Origin of the sequence: Gemmobacter sp. LW-1, from assembly GCF_001303875.1 — a bacterium.
In the GTDB taxonomy this organism is placed as follows: domain Bacteria; phylum Pseudomonadota; class Alphaproteobacteria; order Rhodobacterales; family Rhodobacteraceae; genus Gemmobacter; species Gemmobacter caeni.
In genome coordinates, this window is the sequence record NZ_LJSC01000060.1 from 103,487 (window position 1) to 109,936 (window position 6,450).

Annotated in this window: 6 protein-coding genes; 2 read left to right on the plus strand and 4 right to left on the minus strand. The window is 63.8% G+C overall.

Features of this window, described 5'->3' with window-relative positions:
• Positions 1-13: 13 nt before the first annotated feature.
• Positions 14-1,312, minus strand: coding sequence for an urea ABC transporter substrate-binding protein (gene urtA, locus AO684_RS19275; RefSeq protein WP_054304369.1), 1,299 nt, complete (start codon positions 1,310-1,312; stop codon positions 14-16).
• A gap of 408 nt (positions 1,313-1,720) precedes the next feature.
• Here urtA and AO684_RS19280 point away from each other — a divergent pair, with 408 nt between their 5' ends.
• Positions 1,721-2,155 (plus strand): MarR family winged helix-turn-helix transcriptional regulator, encoded by a 435-nt coding sequence (locus tag AO684_RS19280; RefSeq protein ID WP_054304357.1) that lies wholly within the window; start codon positions 1,721-1,723, stop codon positions 2,153-2,155.
• Between the two features lie 21 nt (positions 2,156-2,176).
• Here the strand turns inward: AO684_RS19280 and AO684_RS19285 are convergent, their stop codons facing one another.
• From AO684_RS19285 to hmgA, 3 genes are read right to left on the minus strand one after another with little or no spacing between them, the layout of a single operon-like run.
• Positions 2,177-3,127 carry an MBL fold metallo-hydrolase gene (locus AO684_RS19285; protein WP_054304358.1) on the minus strand — a complete coding sequence of 317 codons (951 nt, stop codon included), beginning with the start codon at positions 3,125-3,127 and terminating at the stop codon, positions 2,177-2,179.
• Between the two features lie 3 nt (positions 3,128-3,130).
• Positions 3,131-4,366: a fumarylacetoacetase gene (gene fahA, locus AO684_RS19290; RefSeq protein WP_054301969.1), complete on the minus strand. Its 1,236-nt coding sequence runs from the start codon at positions 4,364-4,366 to the stop codon at positions 3,131-3,133.
• The gene (gene hmgA, locus AO684_RS19295) at positions 4,363-5,727 is read right to left on the minus strand and encodes a homogentisate 1,2-dioxygenase (protein WP_054301983.1); all 1,365 of its coding nucleotides are present in this window, start codon (positions 5,725-5,727) and stop codon (positions 4,363-4,365) included. The genes fahA and hmgA overlap by 4 nt, the downstream gene beginning before the upstream one ends.
• Before the next feature lie 160 nt (positions 5,728-5,887).
• Between hmgA and maiA the strand changes: the two genes are divergently transcribed.
• On the plus strand, positions 5,888-6,450 hold a 563-nt coding region (gene maiA / locus AO684_RS19300; protein ID WP_054302023.1), incomplete at its 3' end, for a maleylacetoacetate isomerase.

Genomic DNA, 6,450 nt, shown 5'->3' on the forward strand with positions numbered 1-6,450 from the left:
CTCGCGGATCAGATCAATAGTTGGAGGTCAGCTGCACGCAGGTCTTGGTCTCGGTGTTATACATGCCGCATTTCAGGTCTTTCCAATCCGATTCCAGCACCGCCGATTCCGGGAGGAAATCGGTCCAGGCGTCGCCGGGCACCGGCTCGGTCTGGCTGATGATGTCGAACTGGCCATCAGCGCGGATTTCGCCGATCAGCACGGGTTTGGTCAGGTGGTGGTTCGGCAGCATCTCGGCCATGCCGCCGGTCAGGTTGGGGAATTTCTGCCCGACCATGGCGTCGATCACCGGATCGACCGCCGTGGTGCCCGCCGCTGTCACGGCATTCACCCACATGTTGAAGCCGATGTAATGCGCTTCCATCGGGTCGTTGGTGACACGCTTGTCGTCCTTGATGAACTTGTGCCACGCCTCAATGAACGATTTGTTCTCGGGCGTATCGGCCGACATGAAATAGTTCCATGCTGCCAGATGGCCGACGAGGTTGGTGGTATCCAGCCCCGAAAGCTCTTCCTCGCCGACCGAGAAGGCCACGACCGGGATCTTGTCGGCGGTGACGCCCGCTGCGGCCAGTTCCTTGTAGAAACCGATATTGGCGTCACCGTTGATGGTGGAAACCACGCCGACCTTCTTGCCATCGGCCCCCAGCGCCACCACGTCAGCCACGATCTTCGACCAGTCGCTGTGGCCGAACGGGGTATAGTTGACGAAGATATCCTCGGCCGCGATGCCCTTCGCCTTCAGATAGCTTTCGAGGATGTTGTTCGTGGTGCGCGGGTAGACATAATCGGTACCCAGCAGCGCGAATTTCTCGATCCCCAGCTCGTTGAGGAAGTAATCCACCGCCGGAATCGCCTGCTGGTTCGGCGCCGCGCCGGTGTAGAACACGTTCTTCGAGGATTCCTCGCCCTCGTATTGCACCGGGTAGAACAGCAGGCCGTTCAGTTCCTCGATGACCGGCAGCACCGATTTGCGGCTGACGGAGGTCCAGCAGCCGAACATCACATCGACCTTCGAAACCGTCAGCAACTCACGGGCCTTCTCCGCGAACAGCGGCCAGTCCGAGGCCGGGTCGACCACCACCGCCTCAAGCTGTCGGCCCAGCACGCCGCCCTTGGCGTTCTGTTCCTCGATCAGCATCAGCATCGTGTCTTTCAGCGTGGTTTCCGAAATCGCCATGGTTCCCGACAGCGAATGCAGGACGCCTATCCTGATCGGGCCTTCCTGCGCAAAGGCAAAACGCGGCGCGGTCAGCGGCGCGGCAAGAGCGGCGGCGGCTGTGGCCAGAAGCGAGCGACGTGTCAGATTCATATCCATTCCCCGTTGCATGCCGGGATCGGGCCGCGCCTGACAGCAGGCGCGACAAAACCGTTCCGACGTTTTTTTCTTTTCCTTTTGCGGAGGCAGTGCGCGGTCGTTCCCGCCTGCGCTGTGCTGCCGCAGAACGAATAAGCCGCAGCCGTGTCAGAGCACGCAAGACAGATGCCGCGCCGCAGAAAACCGTCGCTGCGCTGCTGCTGCATTCCGGTCAAAAAAACAGCGCCACAGTTTCGGTCGCTGACGATTTGCGCAGAACCGAAACGGGTATGGCGGTTTAAAGCGGAAATACTTCGAATTTGAACGATTCCGCTGCCGGTTTTCGCTGCGGCAAGGATGCACGCACCGTTTGATCCGGTTCATTACATATGCAATGAAGGCACATCAGCAGTATGGCGGCCTATGCAACTGGAATCCTTCTTTCCCTATCGTCTGGCGGTCGTCGCCGAAGCGTTTTCGCGTCAACTGGTCGAGGTCTATGGCCATGACCATGGTCTCACACGGGAGGAATGGCGGCTTCTGTTCCTGATCGAGGGCGCGGAAGAGATCAATTCGCTGGAACTGGCCCGGCGCACTACCCTGGACAAGGTGCAGGTCAGCCGCGCGACCCAGCGGCTTGAGGACAAGGGGCTGATCCTGCGCTCCATCCCGGCTGAGGACCGGCGGCTGCGGCTCTACACCATCACGCCGCTGGGCCGCAGCACCTTCGCCCGCGCCTTTTCACAGGTCGAAGCACGGGCGAATGCCATTCTTGGCGCCATGACAGAGGCCGAGCGCGCAGCGCTGGATCAGGGTCTTGCAGCGCTTCATCGCGCCGTAGCCAATCCGGCGATCTGAACACCGTCCCGCGTTATATTTTCACGCCTGGAGATCATTCCACATTTGTTGATCTCGGGTTGCGGTCCAGATTTTGGGAGTGTCGATGCCTTTTGCTTCGTCGTATGCGCGGGCGACGTTGAAGGGGAGGCAGTGTTCGTAGATGGCGTAGTTTGCGAATTTGGGGTCGCAGGCGGCGCGGACGGCGTCCCATGCTTCTTTGAGGGAGCCGCCGCGGGCGACGACGCGTTCGACGGGTTTGTAGGTGGAGCGGATGAAGTCTGCGGTATTGGCGATGGCTTTGGCGACCATCTCCTCGCCCACCAGCGCGTCGCCGCGGCCGGGCGCGATGGCGCGGGGCTCAAAGGCCGCGATATTGGCGAGCGTTTCGGGCCAGTCCGTGAAGTGGCCGTCGCCGCAATAGCAGGCGGAATGGTATTCGACGATATCGCCGGTGAACATCACCTCCTGATCGGGCACCCAGATCACCGCGTCACCGGCGGTATGGGCGCGGCCGAGCTTCATGATGTCCACCCGGCGGCGGCCGAGCCAGACCGTCATGCTGTCGGAGAAGGTGGTGGTCGGGCGGGTCAGGCCGGGGATTTCCTCGTGCCCCTGGAACAGACGCGGGAAGCGGCCGAACTCGCTGTCCCAGTCCTCCTGCCCGCGCTCCTCGACCATGGCGGCGGCCACGTCGGACATGATGATTTCCCGCGCGCCATAGGCGCTGGCGCCCAGCACCCGCACCGCGTGGTAATGCGTCAGCACGACATGGCTGATCGGCTTGTCGGTGACCGAGCGCACGCAGTCGATGACCTTGCGCGCCAGACGCGGCGTCGCCTGCGCCTCGACGATCATCACGGACTCATCGCCGATGATCACGCCGGTATTGGGGTCACCCTCGGCGGTGAAGGCGTAAAGCCCCTCGCCGATTTCGGTGAAGCTGATCTTCTTTTCAGACAGGTCGCCCTGCGAGGCAAAGGCCTTGGCCATGGTTCACTCCTTCGCCCAGCCGGGCAGTTCGATGGCGGGCAGCACCTGCCCCGCGCAATCGCCAAATCCGATGCGGTAGCCCGCGCCCTGCGCCGCGCCGCGCAAGACCAGCGTATCGCCGTCCTGAAGGAAGCTGCGCGTTTCGCCGGTCTCCAGCGTCAGCGGTTCCTTCCCGCCCCAGCTCAGCTCCAGCAGCGAGCCGCGCGCGTCCTTCGCGGTGCCCGAGATGGTGCCCGACCCCAGCAGATCGCCCACCCGCATCGCACAGCCCGAGGTCGTGTGATGCGCCAGCTGCTGCGCCGCCGAATAATACATCTCGCGGTAATTGGTGCGCGCGATCACGGTCTCGGCCTTGCCCCCGGGGGCGAGGCTGACCGTCAGTCCGATGTCGTAAAGCATCGGCCCCGGCTCGCGCAGATAGGGCAGCAGCGGGCGTTCGCGCGCGGGCGTCGCCACGCGGAACGGCTCCAGCGCCGCTTTCATCACGATCCAGGGGCTGATCGTCGTCGCCGTCGCCTTGGCCTGGAACGGCCCGAGCGGCTGGTATTCCCAGGCCTGGATATCACGCGCCGACCAGTCGTTCAGCAGCACATAGCCGAAGATCATCTCGTCGGCCTCGGCCACCGAGACCATGCCCTGCGACGGCTGGCCGACGATGGCGCCCATCTCCAGTTCCAGATCGAACCGCGCCGAGGGCGCAAGGCGCGGCAGCGCCTCGTCCGGCCCCTTCACCTGCCCCCAGGGCCGGGTGACCGGCGTGCCCGAGACCACCACCGACGAGGCCCGGCCGTTATAGCCGATCGGGATCGACAGCCAGTTCGGCGGCAGCGCATTCTCGGCGCCGCGGAACATGGTGCCCACATTCACCGCATGGTTCTTGCCGGCGTAGAAATCGGTATATTCCGCCACCGCGAAGGGCATCAGCAGCCGCGCGCCCGCCTGCGGCACCAGATGCGGCGCCACCATGGCACGATGCGCCGGGTCCGACAAAAGGTCGGTCAGCCGTGCCCGCAGCGCCGCCCAGACCGCAGGCCCCGCCGCCATCACCGCATTCCAGGCGGGGGCCGCGAACAGCGCCGGGTCCAGCCCGTGATCCACCGCGCCCACATCGAGGATCATATCCCCGATGGCCACCCCCATCCGCGCGCCCCGGCCATCGTCGAAGACGCCACAGGGCAGGTTCTGGATCGGGAAGTCGGTGTCGCCCTGCGCCGAGGCCAGCCAGCTTTGCTGCGTCATGCCTTGATCCCCGGCGTGCCGTCGAATTTCTTTTCAAGGCTGTCCCAGCAATCGACGTAATCGTCCTGCAGCGGCGCCTCTTTCGCGGCAAATTCCGTCAGATGCTGCGGGAAGCGGGTCTCGAACATGAACTGCATGGTCTCGGCCTGGTAATGCGGCACCATCGGCTCGTTCGACCCATGTTCGAAGGCGTTGCGATCCGGCCCGTGCGGCAGCATCATGTTGTGCAGCGAGATGCCCCCCGGCACAAAACCCTGCGGTTTCGCATCATAGATGCCATAGATGTTGCCCATCAGCTCGGACATGATGTTCTTGTGATACCATGGCGGGCGGAAGCTGTGCTCGGCCACCATCCAGCGGTCGCGGAACAGCACGAAGTCGATGTTCGCCGTCCCCTCCTGCCCCGAGGGCGCGGTCAGAACCGTGAAGATCGACGGATCGGGATGGTCGAACAGGATGGCGCCCACCGGGCTGTAGGTGCGCAGGTCGTATTTGTAGGCGCAGTAATTGCCGTGCCAGGCCACCACATCCAGCGGGCTGTGGTCGATGAAGGTCTCGTGGAACTGGCCGCACCATTTGATCACCACGCGGCTGCGGGCCGCGCGGTCCTCGAAGGCCGCCACCGGGCATTTGAAGTCGCGCGGATTGGCAAGGCAGTTCGCCCCGATCGGGCCGCGGCCCGGCAGGTCGAACTTCTGGCCGTAATTCTCGCACACGAAGCCCCGCGCCGGGCCGTCCGGCAGTTCCACCCGGTAGACCAGACCGCGCGGGATGATGGCAATCTCCTTCGGCTCCAGGTCAATGATGCCCAGTTCCGTGCAGAAGCGCAGCCTGCCCTCCTGCGGCACCACCAGCAATTCGCTGTCGGCCGAGAAGAAATACTCGTCCTCCATCGACTGCGTCACCAGATAGACATGGCTCGCCATGCCCACCTGCGTGTTCACATCCCCCGCCGTCGTCATCGTACGCATCCCCGTGATCCAGGTCAGCGCCCCGTCCCCCACCGGCACAGGGTCCCAGCGGTACTGCCCCAGCGAGATCACATCCGGGTCGATATGCGGCGCCGATTTCCAGTAAGGCACCGCGATCTTCGTGAACCGGCCCACATGTTTCACCGAAGGCCGGATCCGGTAGCACCAGGTCCGTTCGTTCTGCCCCCGCGGCGCCGTGAAGGCCGTGCCCGAAAGCTGCTCGGCATAAAGACCGTATTCACACTTCTGCGGGCTGTTCTGCCCCTGCGGCAGCGCCCCCGGCAGCGCCTCGGTCTCGAAGTCATTGCCAAAGCCCGGCATGTAACCCGCATGCGGGCCGGTCACGGCAGTCGAGCGGATCATCCCGCCCGGCAGGGTCTGGTTCGTCATGGCGCGGCCTCCGTTCATGCTGCCCTCCGGCAGGATGTGCGGATAATTAGTTGCATATGCAACAAAGTCAAGCTATTTATTGCAAATGCAACGAACAGACCCGACCCCCCGGACCCTGACCCGCAGCCCGCAGGACAGAACACCGCCAGGAGCGCCGCCCATGATCCGCCTCTTCGACTACTGGCGCTCCTCCGCCAGCTACCGCCTGCGCATCGCCCTCGGCCTCGCCGGCCTCTCCTGGCACAGCCTCCCCGTCGACCTGACCACAGGCCAGCAGTGCGACCCGGAGCACCTGGCCCGAAACCCGCAGGGCCTCGTCCCCGTCCTCGAAATCGACGACCTCACCCTCACCCAATCCCTCGCCATCATCGAATATCTCGACGAGACCCGCGGCCTCGGCCTCCTCCCGGGACCCGCCGCCAACCGCGCCCGCATCCGCGCCGTCGCACATGCCATCGCCATGGATATCCACCCCGTCTGCAACCTCCGCGTCGCCCGCTACGCAGTCGCGCAGTCAAACGGCGGCATCACTATGGAAACCTGGATGCGTGACATGATCACTCCGGGCCTCATCGCCCTCGAAAACATGGTCGACACCGGAAACCACTGCATCGGACAAACCCTCACGCTCGCCGACATCTGCCTCGTCCCACAAATCTACAACGCACGCAGATGGAACATCGATCTCAAAAATCTCCCAAACCTCAACCGCATCACAACATT

Bases quoted from the DNA above. Each gene is read 5' to 3' on its own strand.
- fahA (WP_054301969.1), bottom strand. From the start codon at position 4,366: ATGACGCAGCAAAGCTGGCTGGCCTCGGCGCAGGGCGACACCGACTTC.
- AO684_RS19280 (WP_054304357.1), top strand. From the start codon at position 1,721: ATGCAACTGGAATCCTTCTTTCCCTATCGTCTGGCGGTCGTCGCCGAA.
- hmgA (WP_054301983.1), bottom strand. From the start codon at position 5,727: ATGACGAACCAGACCCTGCCGGGCGGGATGATCCGCTCGACTGCCGTG.
- AO684_RS19285 (WP_054304358.1), bottom strand. From the start codon at position 3,127: ATGGCCAAGGCCTTTGCCTCGCAGGGCGACCTGTCTGAAAAGAAGATC.
- urtA (WP_054304369.1), bottom strand. From the start codon at position 1,312: ATGAATCTGACACGTCGCTCGCTTCTGGCCACAGCCGCCGCCGCTCTT.